Below are 22679 nucleotides of genomic sequence, written 5' to 3'. Positions count from 1 at the left end.
CATGTCCGGACGATCTTGAGCCTCAATCGTTAGTCTCGGTGGGCTCCGGTACATCGAGCTCTTCGAGCCCTTCGGTGGGATCGCGGCGTTCGGCTTCCTCGAACTGCTCATCGAGCTCGCGCTGCGCCTCCTCGAAGCGCCGCTCCTGCTCCTCGATGATCGCGTCGATGTCACGGCGGGTCGGCTCACCGGCCTGGGCGGCCTGCTCGTCGAGCTCGCTGCCGCTGACTTCGGGCATATCGCCGGATGGCTCGAGTTCGGTTTCGAACTCCATGGAGTCGCCGTTCATCGGCTCGGGAACCGACGGCTCGCTCTCGACCTCCTCGAACTGCTCGTCAAGGCGGCGCTGGGCTTCCTCGAAACGACGCTCGGTCTCCTCGATGATGGCATCGATATCAGAGCGGGTCGGTTCTCCCGGCAGCGCACCGCCCTCTTCCAGGGTTTCCGTCGGAGATTCGCCAAGCGTCTCCGCATCGGCATCGATCTCCTCGTCCTCCGGCACCAGGGGAGCTTCCCCGTCTGCAGCCAGGCCACCTTCCTCGGCATCCGCGGCCGCCCCACCTTCCGCCGTTGGTTCGGCAGCGTCGCCCTCGCTCACGGCCTCACCAGAGCCGTCACTCTCTGCCGTTTCCTCGACGACACCGCTCTCACTCTCGCTAGCGCGCTCGTCCGCGGCGGGAGCCTCGGTCTGCTCGGGCGCCTCGGCAGCGGTGTCATCACCGTCGTCACCGCAGCCTGCCAGGCCGAGGGCCAGCACGAGCGCCACGACTGCAGATTTCCATGGCGTCTTCACCATTGGCTGTCTCCTGAATTCGGGGGGCTCATTGCAGCAGAGCCAAGGCTTTCAAGCAAGGCAGGACGACCAAAATCAGCTGGCGAACAGTTGCCCTTCGATATCACGAAACGCCTTGAATTCGATGGCATTGCCGCTGGGGTCGCGAAAGAACATCGTGGCCTGCTCGCCGGGCTCGCCCTCGAAGCGGATGTACGGCTCGATCTCGAAACGCACCCCAGCTCCGGTCAAGCGGTCGACCAGCGCTTGCCAGTCGGCCATCGTCAATACCACGCCGAAATGCGGCACGGGCACGCCGTGGCCGTCCACCGGGTTGCGATGGTCACCGACGCCCTCGGCGCCCAGAGCCGGGTTGAGATGGCAGACGAACTGATGACCGTACAGGTTGAAATCGACCCAGGCATCGCTGGAGCGGCCCTCCGGACAGCCGAGGAGCTCGCCGTAGAAGCGCCGCGCCTCGGCGAGATCGCGAACCTGCACGGCCAGGTGGAAAGGAGTCAGCATCGTTTCGCCTCCGGTTCGGTCAGGGGTAGTCGTATCATCTTGCCGCAGCCTGCAAGCGTTGGACAGGGCATTCGATCCACGCCGCGAGGCTGACATGAAATATGATAGATTGCTTCTACGGCATGACTGCCGAATGTGCCGATCAGTACCAGGGAGCCGGACTTGAAAGAACAGTTAAGGGACTTTCTCCACGCCCTGCTTCATGCCCTGCGCAACTTGCTGCCCATCATCGTGGTGGTCGTGGCCTTCCAAGGCCTGCTGCTGCGCGAGTGGCCGGAAGGTGGCCTGGGCATGGCCGTCGGTCTATTGATCGTGGCGGTGGGAGTCGCACTGTTTCTGCAGGGGCTCGAGCTGAGCATCTTCCCCGTTGGCAAGCGGCTCTCCAACCAGTTCGCCCGACGCGGCTCGCTGCCCATACTGCTAGCCTTCGGCTTTGCCATCGGTTTCTCGGCAGTGGTCGCCGAGCCGGCGTTGATCGCCGTGGCCGAGCAGGCCGAGCAGATCAGCGAGGGCCGTATCGATGGCCTCACGCTGCGGTTGATCGTGGCGGCATCCGTGGGACTGGTCATGGCGATCGGCGTGTTGCGGGTGATCCTGGGCCATCCCATCCACTGGTACATGATCACCGGCTACGTACTGGTGGTTCTCGTCACCTTCTTCGCCCCCGAGGAGATCGTCGGGCTGGCCTACGATTCAGGTGGCGTCACCACCAACATCGTCACCGTTCCACTCATCGCGGCCTTGGGCATCGGCCTCGCCTCTTCGATTCGCGGCCGTAACCCGCTGATCGATGGCTTTGGCCTGGTCGCGTTGGCCGTCATGGTTCCCATGATCAGCGTTCAACTGTACGGCACCCTCGTCTATGCCGACGGTGGCAACATGCCTGCCAACGCCGACCTCATCAGCGCCGGTAATGACACCCAGCCAACGTCCGGCCCGCTACAAGCCATCCTCGACCTACTGGGCATGCTGCGCGACGTACTGCCCATCATTCTGGTGGTTCTGTTCTTCCAGTATATCGTCCTCAAACGTCACTTATCCGACCCCATCAAGGTGGGGATCGGTTTTGCTCTGGTGATCGTCGGCCTCTACGCCTTCGTCATCGGCCTGAAGCTCGGTCTGTTTCCCATCGGCCAGCGCATGGCCGAGCAACTCATCGCCTTCGACAGCTGGCTTTGGGTCTATCTCTTCGCCTTTGCCATCGGTTTCGCCACCACCATGGCGGAACCCGCTCTGATCGCCGTGGGGCATCAAGCGGAAGAAGCCGCCGCCGGCAAGATCCAAGGCAACGTGATTCGCCTGCTGGTCGCCCTCGGCGTGGCCGTGGGCATCACCATCGGCGTGCACCGCATCATCAGCGGTGACTCCATCCACCACTACATCATTGCCGGCTACCTGCTGGTGATCCTGCTCACGGCCCTGGCACCACGCTACATCGTGGCGCTGGCCTTCGACCTGGGAGGGGTAACCACCTCCGAGGTTACCGTACCGCTGGTGACGGCACTGGGCATCGGCCTGGCCAGCCAGATCGACGGACGCAACGTGCTGATCGACGGCTTTGGGCTCATCGCCTTTGCCTCGATCTTCCCTATCGTGACCGTAATGACCTATGCCATTCTCATGGAGAGGGTGGTGCGACCACGAGGTGAGACATCATGAAGTTTTCCCTGCTGGTGGCGATCGTCCCAGAAGACATGGAACAGGAGTGCATCGATGCCGCAACGGAAGCGGGTGCCGTCGGCATGACGCTGATGACGGGCCGGGGCATCGGCGGCGAGCGCAAGAAGACCTTCTTCGGACTGACCTACGAGGGGAGTCAAAGCATCTTGCTGGTGACCCTGGAGAAGAGCCTGTCGCTAAAGGTGCTCAAGGCGATTCGCCATGTCCTCAACCCCACTGGCGAGGACTCCAAGGGACTGGTGATGACGCTGCCCGTGGAACACCTCGGAGGTATCGAGATGTCGCAGGTCAAACGCTTCGAAGAACGGATCCGACACGAGGTCTGACCCACTGGACGGAGAAAAACCATGCTGGTCAAGGACATCATGATGCGCGACGTGGTGACGGTCTCCCCCTTCGCCACCCTGCGAGACGCCCTGAGCCTGATGAAGAAGCACAACCTCAAGTGCCTGGTCGTGGAACAGCAGGACGCCCACGACGCCTGGGGGCTGATCACCTATACCAATGTTCTCAAGACGATCGTCGCCGAAGCGGGTGACATCGACCTGATCAACGTTTACGACGTCTGCGCCAAGCCGGCCATCGGCGTCGGTGAGTCGCTGGACGTGCGTCACGTCGCCCGGCTGATGACCGACAGCGTGGTCAAGCGGGTTCTGGTACTGGACGACAACGAGCTCGTCGGCCTGGTCACCATGGACGACATCGTCGGCACCGTGCTCGACATGATCGAGTGATAACCTCGGAAGGCCCATGCAAGATTTCTTTTCCTGGCTCGGCAGTTTCCTGGGCGAGTTGATCCGTTTCGTGGTCGACCTGCTCAGCCGCCTCTACCATCACGTCAGCGACGCCGCCCGCGGCTTTCTGGACGGCCTCACCGAATCGCTGGGCATCGCCCCGTCACTGATCAGCGTGGCCATACTGGCCATCGGGCTGTGGCTGCTCTATCTCGCCCTGCGCGCGCTGCTGCGACGGCGGCTGATCGCCACCGTCGTGTGGGGCGTGTTGGGGGTGATGGTACTGAGCTGGCTGATCACCTGATTGTGCGGAGGATTTGCTACTGCGCTCGATATCCTGGCCGCCGGCGGTGCTCGCTCTCCTCATGTAGCAGGCTACACTCCGGGAGCTGCGCTCCGGCGGCGACCAGCCTATCTTCGCTCGTGACGCAAATCACTCTCGCCCAATGAAACAGCTGAAAGCCATTACGCTAGTGCTTTCTCCACCACTTCGTAGACGTTGGGCGAGAGCTCCTCGGCGCGGATGCGTTCGAGCTCGCGCTTCATGAGCGCCTGGCGCGTCTCGTCGAAACGCTGCCAACGGGTCAACGGCGTGATCAGGCGCGCAGCGATCTCCGGGTTCAGGCGGTTCAGCTCGATCACCACGTCGGCGAGCAACTGGTAGCCCTGGCCGTCGGGGCGATGGAAGTTGACGCGGTTCTGCCCGGCGAAGGCGCCGACGAGGGCGCGTACGCGGTTGGGATTCTTGAGCGAGAAGGCCGGGTGCTTCATCAGGAAGCGTACCCGCTCCAGGGCATCCGACTGCGGCCGGGTGACCTGAATGCTGAACCATTGATCCATCACCAGCGGGTCGTGGGCCCACTTTTCGCCGAAGGCGCGCAGCGCCGGGTCGGACAGGTCGTCGCGCGAGCTGTGGGTGAGCAGGGTCAGGGCCTGGCGCACGTCGGTCATGTTGTGGTCTGCCGCAAACTGCTGCTGGGCATTCTCCATGCCCGCCTCGTCCTCGATGGCCACGAGATACGCAAGCGCCACGTTCTTGAGGCTGCGTGCAGCGATTTGCTCGGGCTCCGGCACATAGGGGGCGTCGCTGCGGTTCGCCTCATAGACGGCGAGGAAGTCGTCGCGCAGGGCGAGTGCCAGCGACTGCTTGACGAAGGTGCGCGCAGCGTGAATGGCATCGACGTCCACTAACGGCTGCTGCTCGGCGATGTAGGCCTCGGAAGGCAGAGTCAGCATCTCGGCGAGCACCGCCTTGTCGTCGGTCGAGCCGGCCTGGGCGAGCAGACTGCGGAAGGCCTCGACGACACGCGGGTCCATCACCTTCTCGACCCCGTTGCGGTGAGCGGCGATGAGATCGTCCAGTGCCAGCAGGGCCAGGCGCTGGCCGGCATCCCAACGATTGAAGCCGTCGGAGTCGTTGGCCAGCAGGAAGGCCAGATCCTCGCGGCCGTAGGGAAAGCGCAGTTTGGCCGGCGCCGAGAAGCCGCGCGCCAGCGACGGCACCGGCGCTTCGGGGACATCAGTGAAGACGAAGGTCTGCTCTTCCTCGCGCAGGTGGATCACCGTATCGCGCTCCAGGCGCTCGCCGTCCAGCGTCAGCGTCAAATCTTCGCCCGACTTGGTGCCCACCAGCCCCATGCGAATGGGTATGTGCAGCGGCAGCTTCTCCGGCTGGTCCGGCGTGGCCGGGGTGCGCTGACGCAGGGTGAGCCGATACTCGCACTCGGCGTAGTCGTACTCGCCGTGGGCATCGATCTCCGGCGTACCGGCCTGAGAATACCAACGCAGGAACTGGGAAAGGTCCTGGCCGGAAGCTTCGGCCATGCAGGCCACGAAATCCTCGATGGTCACCGCCTGGCCGTCGAAGCGTTCGAAGTAGCGGTCGCTGCCGCGGCGAAACGCTTCCCACCCCACCAGGTTGCGCAGCATGCGCACGATCTCGGCACCCTTCTCGTAGATGGTCAGAGTGTAGAAATTGGAGATCTCGATGTAGTGGTCGGGACGCACCGGATGGGCCGTGGGGCCGGCATCTTCGGCGAACTGGGCGGTGCGGAAAAAGGCCACGTCCTGGATGCGCTTGACCGGCGCCGAGTTGGTATCGGCGGAAAAGCACTGATCGCGAAAGACCGTGAAACCCTCCTTGAGCGAGAGCTGGAACCAGTCACGGCAGGTCACCCGATTGCCCGACCAGTTGTGGAAGTACTCGTGGGCGACGATACCCTCGACGCGCTGGAAGGCTGCATCGGTGGCGGTTTGGGGATGAGTCAGCACCGCTGCCGAGTTGAAGATGTTGAGCCCCTTGTTCTCCATGGCGCCCATGTTGAAGTCGTTGACCGCCACGATCATGAATCGATCGAGATCGTACTCGCGGCCGTAGGTCTCTTCGTCCCAGCGCATGGCGCGCTTCAGCGAGGCCATGGCGTGGTCGGTCTTGTCGAGATTCTCCTCCTCGACCCAGATCTGCAGGGTCACCTCGCGACCGCTGGCGGTGGTGAAGCGATCCTCCACCTTCACGAGATCGCCGGCCACCAGAGCGAACAGATAGCAAGGCTTGGGAAAGGGGTCATCCCAGGTGACGAAATGCCGGCCGCCAGGCAAGGTTCCCCGCTCTACCGGATTCCCGTTGGAGAGCAACACCGGCTCGCGCTCACCGTCGCCGATCACCGTGGTGGAGAAGGTGGCCATGACGTCGGGGCGATCGGGGTAGAAGGTGATGCGGCGGAAACCTTCCGCCTCGCACTGGGTGCAATACATGCCACTGGACTGATAGAGCCCCTCCAGGGCGGTGTTCTCCTGGGGCGCGATCTTGACCTCGGTGTCGAGCTGGAAGCGCTCGGGCACCCGATGCACGGTCAGCCCGTGATCATCCACGGCGTATTCGTCCTCCCCCAGCGGCTGGCCGTCGATGGCGATGGCCTCCAGCGCCAGCTGCTCACCGTCGAGGACGAGGGGCTCACCCGCCTCGCGCTGGGGATGACGCTCCACGTGCAGGCGAGTCTTCACTCGCGTCGCCGCCGGGTCGAGGTCGAAAGAGAGCTCGACATGCGTCACACGGTAGGCAGGCGGTCGATAGTCGCTCAGGTAGGTGGGCTTGGGTTCGGACATCGGGAAATGGCTCCTGTCGGAAATCGACCGCCATTGTACGGTGGCCGCGCCCCGAACCTCAAAGCACCACTCTCAGCGCCGCGACGGCGACGCCGAAACCGACCCGAGACTCGGTTCCGGGCGGGTCACTATCCACACGCCAACGAGTACCAGGCCGACTACCAGAGCGGCTTTCAACCACACCAAGCTGACCGTCAGGGCAAGCACCAGAATCGACACGCCCAGGGCCAGCACGGCGAGGTACTTGGCATGACGCGGAATGGCCCGCTCGCCTTCCCAGGCCACCACGGCAGGGCCGAATCGCGGGTGTTCGCGAATCCACAGGGCAAAACGCGGCGAGCCTCGCGAGGCGGCCCACACCGCCAGTAGCATGAAGCAGGTGGTGGGCATCAGCGGCAGGAACGCGCCGATCACTCCCAGCGCGAAGCTCACCCAGGCGAGAGCGAGATAGGCGGCACGGCGCACTGACGGCATGAACGTCCTCCCGATCGGGCCCCTGACGGCCACCGCCCGCGAGTGGCGGCAGCGTTGATGCGTTCATTCAAGCGCATTCTGTGTCGGCTTGCCAATCGGCAGTGTCTATGACGGCAGTGATTCATGCATAAGGAAAAGCCCGCCGGAGGCGGGCCGAAAGAATCATCACACGGTCTACTCGATGGGAATCTCGCGCCGGCTGGACCTGACCTCGCCGCTGCGCGGTACGGTCACCGTCAAGACGCCGTTGGCAAAGGAGGCCTTGATATCCTCGGCCTTGGCATCCGCGGGCAGGTCGAGCATGCGGCGGAAGCTGCCATAGGAGCGCTCGACACGCTGATAACGGTCCTCCTCGGTGGTGCTCTCCTGACGCTTCTCGCCCTCGATGATGAGCCGCTGATCGTCGAGGGTCAGCTTGACGTCCTTCTCGTCGACGCCCGGCACCTCGACGGTGATCACGTACTCCTGCTCACGCTCTGCGATGTCCAGCTGCGGGCGCAGCAGGGTCTGCATGTCGCCGAAACGCCCCTCCAGCGAGGGCATGCCGAACTGGCGCATGGCGTTGTCCATCCAGCGGTCCAGCTCCTGATGCATGCCCAATAGCGGTGACAGCTCGCCTCGGCGCGGCTGCTCGACGGGTGATGCGCTGGACGGTGCATCGCTGGCTTCGCTCTTGAACCAGTTCCACGGAGAAAACTTCTGTAGATTCATACGCCACCTCCTCTTCAATGAACACGTGACGCAAATCCCAAGGAATACTGCCTGTCTTCATTCATAGATTTGGTGACGCGCGGACGCTTTTCAAGGCGCCCTGCAGTGATCCTGATTTGGATCAACAAAATCCAGAGGCTTTTGCGCATCAGTCACGGAAGTTATTGAACTGCAAAGGAAGGTCGGGGCCGTCTTCGGCTCTGAGCAGCGCCATGACGCTCTGCAGATCGTCGCGCTTCTTGCCCGTCACTCGCACCTGGTCGCCCTGGATCTGTGCCTGCACCTTGAGCTTGCTGGCCTTGATGCGCTTGACGAGGTCCTTGGCCTCCTGGGCCTCGAGCCCCTGCTTGAGATGAACGGATTGGCGGGCACGCACTCCCGAAAGCTCCGGCTCCTTCACGTCCATGCAGCGAGGATCGATGCCGCGTGCGATGAGTCGGTTGCGCAGCACGTCGAGCATCTGCTTGAGCTGGAAGTCGACTTCGGCTTCCAGCGTCACCGTTTCCCCGTCGAGCGCAAAGCTGGCGGTGACACCGCGGAAATCGAACCGCCCCTGGATTTCGCGGTTGGCCTGATCCACCGCATTGCTGGCTTCGTGCTTGTCGAATTCGGAAACGATATCGAAGGAGGGCATATTGGCATCCTGCGCTGCATGAAAACGGAAACGAAAGGTCGCAAGGCGGCAGTCTACACCACTCGTTGGCAACACGGCGCGGCCAGCGCTTTCTCCATTTGCCAGCCGTCACAGCCATCGGCGTAGTAATCGGCCAGCCAGCGACGCAGGCGAAAGCCCATGCGCCGGTATAGCCCCAGCGCGACCCGGTTGTCGGCACGCACCTCCAGGCTCAGAGACTCCGCCCCCCGCTCGCGCGCCTCTCGTTCCAGCGCCTCCAGCAGGCGACGACCAATGCCGGCGCCGCGAGCATCGGGATGCACGCAGAACGAATAGAGGCGTGCCCGCACGCTGCCTCGCCGAAACAGCAGCATGCCATAGCCCAGCAGCGCGCCTTGCTCGTCCTCTGCCACCAGAGTCTGGGCATGACCCCGGTTGAGCAGGTGCCAAAGCTGGCGGCGACTGAAGCGGTCATCGGCGAAGGCGATCTGCTCCAGGTGAACGATGGCATCCAGGTCCTCGGCCCGTCCCTGGCGCAGGGTGATGTTCATGGCGACACTCCCGGGTCTATGTAGCGGATTGTCACCACGCCTGGCGCGCCTGTCAGCGCCTGACTCGATGAATTTTTTTCAGCTGAGGCCCGACTTGTCCACCGCCCCCCTCAAGGGCATGCTTGGCGGGCACGACTCTTCTCCACTCGCCGGAACTCCGCCCATGTGCCCACTGCGTATCGTCGTCGACCGCCTGGATGACTGGCGCCCCTATTACACCACCGAAGACCTGATCAGCGCCGACGACTTCCTCGCCATCGACCGTCGCCACCGGGCGGGCAGCGGCGAGGCGGAGCGCGCCACCCACGTCATCAACCTGTGCAGCGACCTGGACTACCTGGGCAACGGCTACTACGTGTCGCTGCTCGCCCAGGCGCGCAGCCAGCGCGTGCTGCCCACGGTGGAGACGCTCAACGCTCTGTCACGCAAGGCGCTCATCGACCTCGAGCTGGCGAGCCTCGCGCCGCTGCTCGCCGACCTGGCACGCAAGGAGCAGCTGGCCGGCGAGTCCCTGGTGCTGCGGGTACTGTTCGGCGAGAGCCTCGAGCCGGGCCTGGCCAAGCTCGCACGGCGTCTCTTCGAGCGGCTGCCCTGTCCGTTGCTGGAGGCCCGCCTGGTCAAGCGACAACGCGAATGGCGCCTGGCCCGCTTGAAGCCGCTGCGCCTGCGCGATCTGGCCGCTGCCGAGCAGGATCTCTTCGCCACGGCCCTCAATCGCCATTCGCGCAAGGTGTGGCGCACCCCCAAGGCGCGCCGGCGCTACCGTTTCGACCTGGCGATTCTCGTCGACCCCCAGGAAGCCCTGCCCCCCAGCAACCGCAGTGCGCTGCGCGCCTTCATCCGCGCCGGTCGCCGGCTGGGCATCGACGTCTCGCTGATCACCAAACGGGACGCGGGGCGTCTGGCCGAGTTCGACGCCCTGTTCATCCGCGAGACCACCGCACTCGACCACCACACCTACCGAATGGCCCGCCAGGCCGAACACGAGGGACTGGTGGTGATCGACGCGCCTCAGGACATCCTGCGCTGTACTAACAAGGTCTATCTCCACGCCCTGCTGCGCGCCCGCGGCGTCCCCGCCCCGGAAGGCCGCCTGCTGCAGCGCCGTGACCGCGGGCGGCTCGCCGAGCGCCTCGCCGGGCTGAGCTTCCCCCTGGTGCTGAAGGTGCCCGACGGCAGCTTCTCGCGCGGCGTGGTGAAAGTCACCGACCCCGAGCATCTCGAACGCGAGGCGGCCAAGCTTTTCGAGGCCTCCGCGCTCCTGTTGCTGCAGGAGTGGCTGCCCACCGAGTACGACTGGCGCATCGGCGTACTCGACGGCCAGGTGCTGTTCGCCAGCCGCTATTACATGGCACGCGGGCACTGGCAGATCTACGATCACTCCGGCTCACGGGTGAAGAGTGGCGGCTTCACCACGCACGATCCCACCGAAGTGCCTCCCGCCGTGCTGCAGGCGGCCCTCAAGGCGTGCCGTCTGATCGGCAGCGGCCTGTACGGCGTCGACCTCAAGCAGTGCGGTGAGCGTGCCGTGGTCATCGAGGTCAACGACAACCCCAACGTGGATGCCGGCATCGAAGATGCCCGACTGGGCCGCGCCCTCTTTGACCGCATCATGGGCGTCTTTCTGGCACGCATGGAAGCACAGCGCCGACAGGTCAGTTGAACGGCAGCGGCTGCATCGCTCGCATTGCCGGCCGCCTTCCGCGGGCGATACGCAAGAAACGCCGAAGGCCGGGCAAGAGCCCGGCCTTCGGCGATGCAGCACCATTTCCAGCTCCGGCGAACTATCCGTCGAAGGGATTACGCAGCACGATGGTCTCGTTGCGCTCCGGTCCGGTGGAGATGATGTCGATGCTGGCGCCCACCTTCTCCTCGAGGAAACGGATGTAGGAGCGGGCATTGGCCGGCAGCTCCTCGACGCGCTTGATCCCCAGGGTCGATTCGCTCCAGCCGGGAAGGTCTTCGTAAAGGGGCTCGATGGCTTCGTACCCCTCGGAATCCACTGGCGTGTCCAGCACCTCGCCGTCCTTGCTTCGATAACCCACGCAGACACGGATGTTTTCCAGTCCGTCGAGCACATCGAGCTTGGTCAGGCACAAGCCGGAAACCGAGTTGATCTGCACCGCATGGCGCAGAGCCACTGCATCGAACCAACCGCAGCGCCGCGGGCGGCCAGTGGTGGCACCGAACTCGTGGCCCTTCTCGGCCAGGTGGCGACCATGCTCGTCGAACAGCTCGGTGGGAAAGGGTCCGGAACCGACGCGAGTGGTGTAGGCCTTGGTGATGCCCAGCACGTAGTCCAGATAGAGCGGCCCCACGCCGGAACCGGTGGCGGTACCGCCGGCGGTGGTGTTGGAGCTGGTGACGTAGGGATAGGTGCCGTGGTCGATGTCGAGCAGCGAGCCCTGGGCCCCTTCGAAGAGGATGTTCTCGCTGGCACGGCGAATCTGATGTACCAACCCTACCGTATCGGCCACCATGGGGCGCAGCTCCTCGGCCATCTGCATGGCGCCGTCGAGCACCTGCTGGAAATCGACCGGCTCCTCGCCATGGTAGTGGGTCAGCACGAAATTATGGTAGTCGAGCACCTCACCGAGTTTGGAAGCGAACCGCTCGCGATGGAGCATGTCTCCCAGGCGCAGGCCGCGACGCGCCACCTTGTCCTCGTAGGCCGGGCCGATGCCACGCCCGGTGGTGCCGATCTTGGCCACGCCGCGCGCCTTCTCACGAGCCTGGTCGAGGCGCACATGGTAGGGCAGGATCAGCGGACATGCCGGAGACAGGCGCAAGCGCTCGCGCACCGGCACGCCCTTGGCCTCGAGCTCGCGGATCTCCTTGATCAACGCTTCCGGTGACAGCACCACGCCGTTGCCGATGACGCAGGTCTTGTCGGGACGCAGTATGCCGGAAGGGATCAGGTGCAGGACAGTCTTCTCGCCATCGATCACCAGGGTATGCCCGGCATTGTGGCCGCCCTGAAAGCGAACCACGGCCGCGGCAGACTCGGTGAGCAGGTCGACGACCTTGCCCTTGCCCTCGTCACCCCACTGGGTGCCCAGTACCACTACGTTCTTGCCCATTGCTCTCTCGTCTCTCGTTGCTGCACCGCCGGCTGGCGTCTGCCAGGTTCGGCCGGCGGGCCGGATTGGATATCGGTCAAGCCCGACAGCCTGCTGGCGGACAGTCCGCTTGCCTCACGCCGCGCTCACTCTTCCAGGTCCGCAACCTGCCACTGCTCGTCGCGCCACACTAGCTGTCGGCTGCAGCGATGGTCGCCAGGCCCCGTCGACTGCCCGGGCAGCGCCTGCACCACACGCTCGCCGTCACGGCGCAAGTCGGCGATCGCCTCGGCTACCCCCTCGCCTTCGGCGGGCGCCCAGATGCCGTCGCAGGGCGGCTCGTGCTGTCCCAGGGTGGCCAGCAGCTTGAGATCCATGGAAAACCCCGTCGCCGGCCGGGCCCGGCCGAAGGCGCGTCCAGTATCATCGTAGCGCCCACCCTTGGCCAGTGCCTGGCCATAGCCGGGCACGAAGGCGGCGAACATCATGCCGGTATGATAGCGGTAACCGCGCAGCTCACCCAGGTCGACGTACAAGGCCACCTCAGGGTGCTCGACAGCCACGCCCGCAGCGAGGGCACGCAACCGAGCCAACGCCTCGCCGACTGCTGCCGGCGCCCCGGCCAGGGCATCACGGGCGGCATCCAGCACCTCGGGACCACCGTGCAGGGTGCCCAGACTTTCGATCATGCCGGCAACGCCCGGGTCGCGGACACTAGCCGCGACTTCGCTGGCCAGCGCCCCCGGTGACTTGAGCGCCAGCGCCTCGTAGAGCGCACGCTCTTGGTCGGCATCCAGCGCCGCGGCCTCGACCAGGCTGCGGTAGATGCCGACATGGCCCAGTGCCAAGTGGAGTTCATCGGCTCCAGCTGCCTGAAGACTGGCCAGCGACAGGCGAAGAATCTCCAGATCCGCCTCGGGGCCGGCATGGCCGAACAGCTCGACGCCCACCTGTACCGGGCTACGCCCTCCCTGGTTCTGATCGGCCTTGGCACGCAGCACGTTGGTGCAATAGCACAGCCGCGATGGCCCCTGATACCGCATGGAGTGGGCATCCATGCGCGCCACTTGTGGAGTGACGTCGGCACTCACCCCCATCAAGCGACCGGTGGCCTGATCAGTGAGTTTGAAGGTCTGCAGGTCGAGATCGCTGCCGGTGCCGGTCAACAGCGAGTCGAGAAACTCCACCGGCGGCGGCATGACTTGATCGTAACCCCAGCGGTGGTAGAGATCGAGCAGCGCCCGACGCAGCTCCTCCATGCGGCTCGCCTGGGGCGGCAGCACTTCATCCATGCCGTCGGGCAGCAGCCAGCGGTCAGCAATGGTCATGGCATCCATCCTGAAAACGAGGGAATCGAGGCGGAGAGCGACCGGGAACGCCCACAAAAAAACCGGGCTACCGCCCGGTTACAGGAGTCTACCACGTTTGTTCCGGGGATGAACCCCGCCCGGCATGAGCGGGCGGGGCATCCCGACAGCGCGACTACTCCACGTCGAGCGTTTCCGGGCTCTTGAGATAGCGGAAGAAGTCGCTCGACGGATCGAGCACCAGCATGTCCTGGTCGCCGCTGAAGCTGTCGCGATAGGCGTTCAGGCTGCGCCAGAATCGATAGAACTCCTGGTCCTTGCCATAGGCTTCCGAGAAGATCGCCGCGGCTTCGGCGTCACCCTCACCGCGCAACGTCTCGGCTCGCTCGGTGGCCTGGGCCAGCAGCACCTGACGGCGCCGGTCGGCGTTGGCACGAATGCGTTCCGCCTCTTCCTGGCCCTGGGCACGCCATTCGCGAGCCTCACGCTCACGCTCGGAACGCATCCGCTCGTACACCGCCGAGGAGACGTCCTCGGGCAGGTCGATGCGCTTGACGCGGATGTCGAGGATCGCCACCCCTAGTTCGTCGCGCAGCAGGTCGTCGAGCTCGTCGGTAGGCCCCGTCATGAGATCGTCGCGCCGCTCGGCGATGATCTGTTGCAGATCGAGGCGACCGAATTCGTTACGCAGGCTCTCATCGACCCGTGGCTGAATCAGCCGGGTGGCCATCATCTCGTCGCCCGAAGTGGCCTCGTAGTAGCGCGTCGGATTGACCACCTGCCACTTGACGTAGGAGTCGACGATTACCGCCTTCTGCTCCAGGGTCAGATAACGGCTGGGGTCGGTGTCCAGCGTCAGCACACGAGTGTCGAACTTGCGCACCGTCTGGGTGATCGGCACCTTGAAGTGCAGGCCCGGCTGAATGTTCTCTTCGATGACCTCACCGAAGCGCAGCTTCACGGCACGCTCGGTCTCGTCGACCACGTAGAGGCTGCTGCTGGCCAGCCATGCTGCAGCGGCAAGGCCACCGACGATGAGCAGGGAACGGTTATTGATCATTTAGCGGCCCTCCCTGCGGATCCCACTGGAGTTGCTGTTGCTTTGACGACCGCTCTGCGAGTCGAGGTTGCGCATGCGCTCCAGCACGCGCGGGTCGAGCTCGCCGCTTTCGCCCTGTTCGGCGTCGGCATTGCTGCGCGCGCCCCCCGGCCGCTGGTCGAGCGGCAGGTACATGAGCGGCGTGTCGTCGCTGACGTCCACCAGTACTTTCGGTGTCTTGCCGAATACTTCGGCGATGGCATCCAGGTAGAGGCGTTCGCGCATGATCTCCGGCGCATTGCGGTACTGGGCCAGCAGTGCATTGAAGCGGTTGGCCTGACCCTGTGCCTCGGCCACCACCGACTCGCGGTACCCCTGGCCCTGCTCGACCAGGCGCTGCGCCTGACCTTGCGCCGCGGGAATGATGGCATTGGCGTAGGCCATGCCTTCGTTGATGGTGCGCTGGCGATCCTCGCGGGCGCGAATCACGTCGTCGAAGGCATCGATGACCGGATCGGGCGCCGAGGTGGACTCGATGTTGATGGTCTGCAGACGAATGCCGGTGCCGTAGCTGTCCAGGTAGGACTGCAGACGGCTACGCACGGAGCTACCGAGAATCTCACGTCCCGAGGTCAGGATCTCGATCATGTCGGTTCCGCCCACCACGTGGCGCAGAGCGCTGTCCAGCGCATTCTCGATGGAGAGCTGCGGGTTGCGCACGTTGAGCATGAAGTCACGTGGGCTCGCCACCTGATACTGAGCCGAGATCTCGACCTCGACGATGTTCTCGTCGCGGGTGAGCATCGACTGAGTCTGGGTCAGCGAACGCACGCGGGTCACGTTGACCATGCGTACGTCGTCGATCAGCGGCGGGTTCCAGTGCAGGCCCGGCGTCACCACTTCCTGGAACTTGCCGAAGCGCAGTACCACACCGCGTTCGGCCTGGTCGACCAGGTAGAATCCGGAAGCCGCCCATACCGCCAGAGCGATGACGATCAGTAGCCCCGGCAGGGTAAAGGCGTTGCGAGGACGACCACCGCCGCCCTTGCCACCTTTGCCGCCGCCCTTGCCGCCACGGCCGCCCAACAGGCCGTTGAGCTTGTCCTGAAACTTCTTCAGCGCCTCATCGAGGTCAGGTGGCCCTTGATTGCCGCCGCGGTTGCCGCCGCCTCCGCGTCGCCCCCCGCCGCTCCACGGATCATGCTGGTTGCCACCACCAGGCTCGTTCCAAGCCATACGTCGTCTCCACTCTAGCGTTGTCTGCCGATACCGTCGCACGGTCGGCGCGGCCTCGGTTGCCATCCTGTCGGCGCCTCAGGCGCCATGGCCCTGTTCTGTACTGTGCGTATCGTCCGGCGGGATCACGATTCCCACACCGGACGCTCCTGCAATTCGCGCGGCAGGTAGTCCTCGGCGCGCTCGCCGAGCCGCGCCATCAGTTGAAAGAAGTCGCGGCGCGGTAGGCGAATCACCAGGCGCGTGTGCCCGGCTTCGTCAAAACGTTCCTCGCGAACCGCCCCGAGCTCGTGCAGCCCAGCGCGCAGGCGGCCCTGTTCGGGAGCGAGCGTGAGCGAAAAGTCGATCACGTCATCGGCCAGGCACTCCGAGAGTGCCTGGTAAAGCAGGTCGATGCCCCGCCCCTGCTGAGCCGAGAGCCACACCACCTCGGGGCGCCCTTCACCGTCGCGCTCGATGCGCGGAGCGCTGTCGAGCAGATCGATCTTGTTCATCACCTTGAGCATCGGCACCTCGAGGGCGCCGATCTCGTCGAGCACACCTTCCACCTGCGTGACGTTGAGCTCGCGATCCGGGTCGGCAGCGTCGATCACGTGCACCAGCAACGCCGCCTCGGCGGCTTCCTGCAGCGTGGCCTGAAACGCCTCGACCAGCTTGTGAGGCAGGTGACGAATGAAGCCCACGGTATCGGCCAGCACCACCGGCCCGACGTCGTCGATTTCCAGACGCCGCAAGGTCGGGTCGAGGGTAGCGAACAGCTGATCCGCCGCATAGACCTTCGACTCGGTCAACGCGTTGAAGAGCGTTGACTTGCCGGCATTGGTGTAGCCCACCAGCGAAACGCTGGGAATCTCGGCCCGCGAGCGCGCCCGCCGATTCTCGCTGCGCTGGCTACGCACCTTGTCGAGGCGCTTGTGGATCGCCTTGATGCGCGAACGCAACAGCCGGCGGTCGGTCTCGAGCTGGGTCTCGCCCGGCCCGCGCAGGCCGATGCCGCCCTTCTGACGCTCCAGGTGGGTCCAGCCGCGCACCAGGCGCGTGGACATGTACTCCAACTGGGCCAGCTCGACCTGCAGCTTGCCCTCATGGGTGCGTGCCCGTTGAGCGAAGATGTCGAGGATCAACCCCGTGCGATCGAGTACGCGGCAGGCAAGCGAGCGTTCCAGATTGCGCTCCTGCGACGGGCTCAGTGCATGATTGAAGATCACCAGTTCCGCCCCATGCACGGCCAGCGCCTCGCGCAGCTCCTCGACCTTGCCACTGCCGACGAAGGTGCGCGGATCGGGGCGCTGCCGGCTTCCGGTCAGCAGCGTGGCCGGCTCCGCGCCCGCAGAGCGCACCAGCTCCAGGAATTCGCCCGGATCTTCACGTTCACGCTCGTCCTGAAAGTCCACATGCAGGAGTACTGCCGTCTCGCCGGCGTCGGGGCGCTCAAAAAACAATCACTGACCTCACTCGTTGCTTTCCGGCTGGGCAGAGGGATCCTGAGGCGGCAGACGCACGTTGCGCGACGGAACCACCGTGGAAATGGCGTGCTTGTACACCATCTGGCTGACGGTGTTACGCAGCAGGATCACGAACTGGTCGAAGGATTCGATCTGCCCCTGCAGCTTGATGCCGTTGACCAGAAAAATCGATACCGGAATGCGCTCCTTGCGCAGAATGTTCAGGTATGGGTCTTGAAGGGACTGCCCTTTGGACATTTTGCCTCTCCCTAATGGTTTTCTTTGAGGGGTGGAAGTCGTGCTATTGGGGCGGGTCACCCGGCCGCTCGAAGCGCTCATCTTACGCTAACCGACCGATTCGCGCACGAGTTTCAGTAGCCTTTGCCGCGCATCGCCGGCATCGGAATCGATCCATTCCAGCCCCGGCCAGCGGCGCAGCCACGTCAGTTGCCGCTTGGCCAACTGCCGCGTCGCCACCACGCCGCGATGTCGCAGGCGTGCGAGGTCACCCTCGCCCTCCAGGTACTCCCAGACTTGACGATACCCCACACTCTTCATCGACGGCAGCCCAGCATGCAAATCGCCTCGCCCCTTGAGCGCTGCCACTTCGTCGATCAGCCCGGCTGCCAGCATGGCGTCGAAGCGTTCGGCAATGCGCGCATGCAAGACACGGCGCTCAGAGGGACCGACCCCTATCGACAGCGTTCGCCAGGGAAAGGTTTCAGGACGCTGCTCGTGCCACAGCGCAGTCAGCGTGCGACCGCTGATGCGGTAGACCTCGAGGGCCCGCAGCAACCGCTGCGGATCGTTGTGGTGAATGCGCGACGCCGAGGTGGGATCGACCCGGCGAAGCTCGGCATGCAGAGCCGCCAGCCCGTGCTCCTGCGCCTCACGTTGCAACTCGGCGCGCACGACCGGATCGGAAGCCGGTAGATTGGCCACGCCCTCCAGCAGCCGTTGGGCATACATCATGGTACCGCCCACCAGCAACGGGATGCGCCCAGCCGCGGTGATCGCGGTCATCTCGCGCCGGGCATCGGCGCGAAACTCCGCCGCCGAGTAGGGCTCGGCCGGATCGCGGATGTCGATCAGACGGTGTGGCGCCCGCTCGAGTTCCTGCGGCGACGGCTTGGCGCTGCCGATGTCCATGCCGCGATAGACCATGGCGGAGTCCATGCTGATCAGCTCGACGCCCAGCCGCTCGTGGAGCTCGATGGCCAGGTCGGTCTTGCCGGCGGCGGTAGGGCCCATCAGGAGGATGGCGAGGGGACGTTCGTCGAGCATGCGGGCTCCTGAAGAGGCTGATCCGGCGACAGGTCTACGGGGAGGCGCTGTGAATCCTTCCCTGGACGCTACCGATTCCATCCCCGGAATCGGACCACCTCTGCGATCTGTCCCCGGCGCCTCTTGCAAAACGGCACGGTTCATTACATCGAAGTTCACTGGCCACGCAGGAACAGGCGATCCAGCTCCTTCAGGCTCATCTCGGTCCAGGTGGGCCGGCCATGGTTGCACTGGCCGCTACGCTCGGTACGTTCCATGTCACGCAACAGGGCATTCATCTCGGCCAGGGTCAACTGGCGGTTGGCGCGAACGCTGCCATGACAAGCCATGGTAGCCAACAGCTCGTTGACGTGCGCTTCGAGCCGGTCGGAACGCCCATAGCGATCTAGATCGCCAAGCATGTCGCGCACCAGCGCTTCCACGTCGGCATTGCCAAGCAGCGCCGGCACCTGACGCACCAGCAGCGTCTCCGGCCCGGCCACATCGAGTTCCACGCCGAAGCGCGCAAAGGCCTCCCGCTCGGCCTCGGCAGTAGCCACCTCGGCGGCACTCGCCGCCAGTGACACCGGCACCAGCAGCGGCTGCGCTTCCAGGGTGCCCTGATGCACCTGGGTCTTCATGCGTTCGTAGACGATCCGCTCGTGGGCGGCGTGCATGTCGACCACCACCAGGCCCCGCTCGCTCTGGGCGAGAATGTAGATACCATGAAGCTGGGCCACGGCATAACCCAGTGGCGGCGGACGTGTCGCATCTTCCGGGGCGAGCCGGGGTGCCGCAGATGCCGGTGCGTCCTGACGCTCGGCAGTGGCCATGTCGGCTGCCGTTCCCCCAGCACCCGGGGAAGTTGGCTGCGGCGTCAGCAGCGTCTCTTCGTGCTGGGGATGCAAGGCACGGTAGCCCTCCATGAAGGCGCGAACGCGGTCCGGACTCGCACGCTCTTCACGCTCGTGCAACGCCATGGGCTGCTGCTGCCAGCGACCGGCGGCCTCGCGAACCTCGCGCTCGTCGGCCGCCGAGGCCGCTGGGGCTCCGTCGGCGGCAGGGGCATCGGTGCCCTGCCCCTCACCAGGGCGCGCCTCGGCCAGGGCACGGTGCAGGCTGGAAAAGAGAAAATCGTGCACCAGGCGACCATCGCGGAAACGCACCTCGTGCTTGGTGGGGTGGACGTTGACGTCCACCACTGCCGGATCGAGCTCCAGATAGAGCACGAACACGGGATGCCGGCCATGGAACAGCACGTCGCGATACGCCTGGCGAATGGCATGCGCCACCAGCCGGTCGCGCACCACGCGACCGTTGACGAAGAAGTACTGCTGGTCGGCCTGGGCACGCGAATGGGTCGGCAAGCCCACCCACCCCGACAGACGCAGATGACCGGCAGAGAGGTCGAGGTGCAGAGCATTGTCGAGGAACGTCTTGCCCAGCAGCGCGGCCACACGCCGCTCGTGCCCCGCCGGATCGTCGGCGGCCGGTAGCTGATGCACGGTCTTCTGGTTATGACGCAGCGTCCAGGCCACGTCGAAGCGAGACAGCGCCAGGCGCCGAAAGGCTTCTTCCACATGCCCATACTCGGTCTTCTCCGTACGCAGGAACTTGCGCCGCGCCGGCGTATTGAAGAACAGATCGCGCACCGTCACCGAGGTGCCACGAGGGTGCGGTGCCGGAGACACCCGCGGTTCCATCTGGCGTCCCTCGGCAACCACCCGCCAGCCGGCAGTCGGATCGTCGTCGATGTTGGAGGCAAGTTCCAGGCGCGATACCGAACTGATGGAGGCCAGCGCTTCCCCCCGAAACCCGAGACTGGGCAAGCCCTCCAGCTCTTCGAGGGAAGCGATCTTGCTGGTGGCATGCCGCGACAGCGCCAGCGGCAGGTCGGCTTCCTCGATGCCGCTGCCATCGTCGCGCACGCGAATCAGCCGCGCACCGCCCGCCTCCAGATCGACCTCGATGCGGCGGCTGCCGGCGTCGATGGCATTCTCGACGAGCTCCTTGACCACCGACGCGGGGCGCTCCACCACCTCACCGGCGGCGATCTGGTTGGCGAGTCGCGGGTCGAGAACCCGGATGCGACGCTGTTCTGACATATCACTCCTCAAGACCGGCGGCGAGCTGGGCGCCTCGGGCCGCGGGCTTCCGCTCGCAGCCCGAAGCTCGTGGCCCGGCGCTCAGGAACGGGGGATCCGCAACACCTGCCCGACGCGGATCACGTCACCGTTGAGCTCGTTGGCCTGCTTGAGCTGGGCGACGGGCACCTGATGTCGGGCCGCGATCTCGGACAGGGTATCACCCGGCTGGATCCGATACTGGTTGCCGGCAGTGCTGCGCTGGTTGTCGCGCTGCCAGGCCAGTAGGCTGGCCGGCGGTGGGTTGCGCTGAAAGTGTTCGCGCAGCCCGCTGAACAGGGCTTCGGCGAGCCTTTGCTGGTAAGCCCCGTCGCGCAGGCGGCGTTCCTCGTCGGGGTTGGAGATGAAGCCCGTCTCGACCAGCAGCGAGGGAATGTCCGGCGACTTGAGAACCATGAAACCGGCCTGCTCGACCTGCGACTTGTGCAAGCGGTTGACGCGCCCGAGTCGGTCCAACACCTGGCCACCGATCGACAACGAATCGTTGAGCGTCGCGGTCATGGTCAGATCGAGCAACACCCCGCGAAGCACTTCATCCTTGTCCTTCAGCGACAGGCTGCCATCCACGCCGCCGATCAGGTCGGCCTGATTCTCGCTCTCGGCCAGCCACTGAGCGGTCTCCGAGGTGGCCCCGCGCTGAGACAGCGCATAGACGGAACTGCCGTTGGGACGCGGACTGTTGAAGGCATCGGCGTGAATCGAGACGAAGAAGTCCGCCTTCTGCTCGCGAGCAATGCGCGTTCGCTGGCGCAGCCCGATGTAGTAATCACCGTCACGGATCATCACCGCGCGGAAGCCGTCAGCACCATCGACCTGCCGTTGCAGGCGCCGCGCGATCTCCAGAACGACATCCTTCTCGCGCGTACCGCTGGGGCCGATGGCGCCGGGGTCCTCTCCACCGTGACCGGCATCGATGGCAATGATGATATCGCGCTTGGGATGCGGCTTGGCCGGCTGCGTCACGGTATCGGCGGACTCGACCGACGAGGTCGCTTCGCCCGTACCTTCACGATGCGCGCGTTCGGCAGCGATCTCCTGTTCGCGGATCATCGCCTCGATGGGGTCGATGGGGTTCTCCACCGCGCTCTCGCCGGGATACTCCATGTCCACCACCAGCCGATGGCCGTACTGATCGTTGGGGGGCAGCGAGAAATGACGCGGCTCGACGTCGCGGGCGAGCTCCAGCACCACACGCAGGCCGGTTCCATCACGGATGCCGCTGCGTACCTCGCTGATGGCGCTGCCCTCGAGATCGAGGCGCGCCAGATCGGTATTGAGGCCACTCTGTTCCAGGTCGATCACCAGACGTCTCGGATCGTCGAGCAGAAAGACATTGGCATCCGCGGCAGTGGAAAGATCGAAGACCAGTCGTGCGTGGTCGGGAGCCGCCCATAGGCGCACGTTATCCACCTCGGCGGCGCCAACCGGCAGCGCGAACAGCACGAGGCACGACGTCAGCCACGCGCTGAGCCATCGCTTCGGGAGGTTACACCAGCGACACAGACGCCGTGATCCGCTCATGTCGCGTCACGCTCCTCAGCAGGGGGGATAACGGTCAATGAAGGCATTTCCGCAATCCGGGCCAGGGCTTCGCGACCCAGTGCAGTGTGAGCGACAAGAAGCGCTTCGCGCCCCGGCACGGTCACCTGCAGGTCGACCTCCAGGTCGGGCTCCGGAAGCCAGCCAGCTCCGCGACTCGGCCATTCGACGAGAATCAGCGCCTCCTCGCCGAACAGGTCGCGTCCTCCGATGAACTCCAGCTCCTCGGGATCGCCCAGCCGGTAGAGGTCGAAATGAAAGAGACGCCGACCGTTCAGCTCATAGGGCTCGACCAGCGTATAAGTCGGGCTCTTCACCGGCCCGCAATGGCCGTAGGCGCGCAGCACGCCGCGAGCCAGCGTGGTTTTGCCGGCCCCCAGCTCGCCGGCCAGATACACGCGGCCACGCCCGCCCAGGGCTCGCCCCAAGCATTCGCCGAAGGCGACCTGGCGCTCTTCATCATCGAGTCGCACGCGCATCAT

General features: G+C 64.9%; 22 protein-coding genes. 5 read left to right on the top strand and 17 right to left on the bottom strand.

The window, feature by feature from the left end; translation table 11 throughout:
- Positions 1-22: 22 nt before the first annotated feature.
- Both GFD32_RS12700 and GFD32_RS12695 read right to left on the bottom strand, forming a co-directional pair.
- The gene (locus GFD32_RS12700; protein ID WP_163576982.1) at positions 23-796 is read right to left on the bottom strand and encodes a putative sodium/potassium/calcium exchanger; all 774 of its coding nucleotides are present in this window, start codon (positions 794-796) and stop codon (positions 23-25) included.
- A 72-nt stretch (positions 797-868) separates the two neighbouring features.
- The gene (locus tag GFD32_RS12695; RefSeq protein ID WP_163576981.1) at positions 869-1297 is read right to left on the bottom strand and encodes a VOC family protein; all 429 of its coding nucleotides are present in this window, start codon (positions 1295-1297) and stop codon (positions 869-871) included.
- A 162-nt stretch (positions 1298-1459) separates the two neighbouring features.
- Between GFD32_RS12695 and GFD32_RS20090 the strand changes: the two genes are divergently transcribed.
- The 4 genes from GFD32_RS20090 to GFD32_RS12675 are packed head-to-tail and all read left to right on the top strand — an operon-like array spanning position 1460 to position 4015.
- Positions 1460-2956 carry a DUF1538 domain-containing protein gene (locus GFD32_RS20090; RefSeq protein ID WP_163576980.1) on the top strand — a complete coding sequence of 499 codons (1497 nt, stop codon included), beginning with the start codon at positions 1460-1462 and terminating at the stop codon, positions 2954-2956.
- On the top strand, positions 2953-3303 hold the full coding sequence (locus GFD32_RS12685) for a P-II family nitrogen regulator (RefSeq protein WP_089687723.1): 351 nt from the start codon (positions 2953-2955) through the stop codon (positions 3301-3303). The genes GFD32_RS20090 and GFD32_RS12685 overlap by 4 nt, the downstream gene beginning before the upstream one ends.
- Before the next feature lie 21 nt (positions 3304-3324).
- Entirely contained in the window at positions 3325-3711 is a 387-nt protein-coding gene (locus tag GFD32_RS12680) for a CBS domain-containing protein (protein ID WP_163576979.1), read from the top strand.
- 16 nt (positions 3712-3727) lie between these two features.
- Positions 3728-4015, top strand: coding sequence for a hypothetical protein (locus GFD32_RS12675; RefSeq protein WP_163576978.1), 288 nt, complete (start codon positions 3728-3730; stop codon positions 4013-4015).
- A gap of 161 nt (positions 4016-4176) precedes the next feature.
- Here the strand turns inward: GFD32_RS12675 and pepN are convergent, their stop codons facing one another.
- The 5 genes from pepN to GFD32_RS12650 form a co-directional block, all read right to left on the bottom strand.
- Positions 4177-6816, bottom strand: coding sequence for an aminopeptidase N (gene pepN, locus GFD32_RS12670; RefSeq protein WP_163576977.1), 2640 nt, complete (start codon positions 6814-6816; stop codon positions 4177-4179).
- 72 nt (positions 6817-6888) lie between these two features.
- Entirely contained in the window at positions 6889-7290 is a 402-nt protein-coding gene (locus GFD32_RS12665; RefSeq protein WP_163576976.1) for a YbaN family protein, read from the bottom strand.
- Positions 7291-7464: 174 nt separating this feature from the next.
- Positions 7465-8001 carry an Hsp20/alpha crystallin family protein gene (locus tag GFD32_RS12660; RefSeq protein WP_163576975.1) on the bottom strand — a complete coding sequence of 179 codons (537 nt, stop codon included), beginning with the start codon at positions 7999-8001 and terminating at the stop codon, positions 7465-7467.
- 148 nt (positions 8002-8149) lie between these two features.
- Entirely contained in the window at positions 8150-8635 is a 486-nt protein-coding gene (locus tag GFD32_RS12655) for a YajQ family cyclic di-GMP-binding protein (RefSeq protein WP_163576974.1), read from the bottom strand.
- Positions 8636-8688: 53 nt separating this feature from the next.
- Positions 8689-9165: a GNAT family N-acetyltransferase gene (locus GFD32_RS12650; protein ID WP_163576973.1), complete on the bottom strand. Its 477-nt coding sequence runs from the start codon at positions 9163-9165 to the stop codon at positions 8689-8691.
- 163 nt (positions 9166-9328) lie between these two features.
- On the opposite strand from GFD32_RS12650, the gene GFD32_RS12645 reads away from it, so the two are divergent.
- A complete protein-coding gene (locus tag GFD32_RS12645; RefSeq protein WP_163576972.1) occupies positions 9329-10828 on the top strand; it encodes a RimK family protein in 1500 nt (499 codons plus the stop codon).
- A gap of 121 nt (positions 10829-10949) precedes the next feature.
- Here the strand turns inward: GFD32_RS12645 and GFD32_RS12640 are convergent, their stop codons facing one another.
- The 10 genes from GFD32_RS12640 to tsaE form a co-directional block, all read right to left on the bottom strand.
- Positions 10950-12245 (bottom strand): adenylosuccinate synthase, encoded by a 1296-nt coding sequence (locus tag GFD32_RS12640; protein ID WP_163576971.1) that lies wholly within the window; start codon positions 12243-12245, stop codon positions 10950-10952.
- Between the two features lie 125 nt (positions 12246-12370).
- Positions 12371-13552 carry an ATP phosphoribosyltransferase regulatory subunit gene (locus GFD32_RS12635; RefSeq protein WP_163576970.1) on the bottom strand — a complete coding sequence of 394 codons (1182 nt, stop codon included), beginning with the start codon at positions 13550-13552 and terminating at the stop codon, positions 12371-12373.
- Between the two features lie 154 nt (positions 13553-13706).
- Complete coding sequence (hflC, locus tag GFD32_RS12630; protein WP_163576969.1) at positions 13707-14591, bottom strand: protease modulator HflC; 885 nt, start codon at positions 14589-14591, stop codon at positions 13707-13709.
- On the bottom strand, positions 14592-15806 hold the full coding sequence (gene hflK, locus GFD32_RS12625) for an FtsH protease activity modulator HflK (RefSeq protein ID WP_163576968.1): 1215 nt from the start codon (positions 15804-15806) through the stop codon (positions 14592-14594). It abuts the gene before it with no gap.
- Positions 15807-15931: 125 nt separating this feature from the next.
- The gene (hflX, locus tag GFD32_RS12620) at positions 15932-17248 is read right to left on the bottom strand and encodes a ribosome rescue GTPase HflX (protein ID WP_163576967.1); all 1317 of its coding nucleotides are present in this window, start codon (positions 17246-17248) and stop codon (positions 15932-15934) included.
- A 9-nt stretch (positions 17249-17257) separates the two neighbouring features.
- Positions 17258-17509 carry an RNA chaperone Hfq gene (gene hfq / locus GFD32_RS12615; protein ID WP_163576966.1) on the bottom strand — a complete coding sequence of 84 codons (252 nt, stop codon included), beginning with the start codon at positions 17507-17509 and terminating at the stop codon, positions 17258-17260.
- Positions 17510-17596: 87 nt separating this feature from the next.
- A complete protein-coding gene (miaA, locus tag GFD32_RS12610; RefSeq protein WP_163576965.1) occupies positions 17597-18535 on the bottom strand; it encodes a tRNA (adenosine(37)-N6)-dimethylallyltransferase MiaA in 939 nt (312 codons plus the stop codon).
- Positions 18536-18690: 155 nt separating this feature from the next.
- Positions 18691-20619, bottom strand: coding sequence for a DNA mismatch repair endonuclease MutL (gene mutL / locus GFD32_RS12605; RefSeq protein ID WP_163576964.1), 1929 nt, complete (start codon positions 20617-20619; stop codon positions 18691-18693).
- An 81-nt stretch (positions 20620-20700) separates the two neighbouring features.
- Complete coding sequence (locus GFD32_RS12600) at positions 20701-22179, bottom strand: N-acetylmuramoyl-L-alanine amidase (RefSeq protein WP_163576963.1); 1479 nt, start codon at positions 22177-22179, stop codon at positions 20701-20703.
- Positions 22176-22676, bottom strand: a complete 501-nt coding sequence (tsaE, locus tag GFD32_RS12595) for a tRNA (adenosine(37)-N6)-threonylcarbamoyltransferase complex ATPase subunit type 1 TsaE (RefSeq protein ID WP_163577068.1) — start codon at positions 22674-22676, stop codon at positions 22176-22178. Before tsaE ends, GFD32_RS12600 begins: the two co-directional genes overlap by 4 nt.
- Between the last annotated feature and the right edge of the window lie 3 nt (positions 22677-22679).

The organism is Halomonas faecis, from assembly GCF_010993975.1.
Classification (GTDB): Bacteria; Pseudomonadota; Gammaproteobacteria; order Pseudomonadales; family Halomonadaceae; genus Halomonas; species Halomonas faecis.
The sequence above is the reverse complement of the archived record's forward strand: the minus strand, read 5'-3'. Positions and strand labels throughout refer to the sequence as shown.